Annotated in this window: 1 pseudogene; it reads left to right on the top strand. The window is 69.6% G+C overall.

Annotated elements, in window-relative coordinates:
* Positions 1 to 260 (top strand): annotated as a pseudogene (locus tag AB1471_RS17550) (tRNA (adenosine(37)-N6)-threonylcarbamoyltransferase complex transferase subunit TsaD); the annotation flags it as partial.

Here is a 260-nt window from a genome sequence, read left to right as displayed (position 1 = left end):
GGGCGGGGCCCCCTTCCCTTACCTGCTGTTCCTGCTGTCGGGCGGCCATTCCCAATGCATCGCTGTCGCCGGAGTCGGGCGACATGTGCGGCTTGGCGGAACCGTGGACGATGCGGCGGGCGAAGCGTTCGACAAGGTGGCGAAACTGCTTGCTCTGGACTGGCCCGGTGGCCCTGCGCTGGAGCGGATCGCCCGAGGTGGCGACCCAAGCCGCTTCCCATTCCCGCGCCCCATGCTGCGGCGGGACGGATGCGACCTCA

The organism is Jeotgalibacillus marinus, from assembly GCF_040801915.1.
GTDB classification, from domain to species: Bacteria; Bacillota; Bacilli; order Bacillales; family Jeotgalibacillaceae; genus Jeotgalibacillus; species Jeotgalibacillus marinus.
Note: the sequence above shows the minus strand (reverse complement) of the source record. Positions and strands in the feature narration are given on the sequence as shown.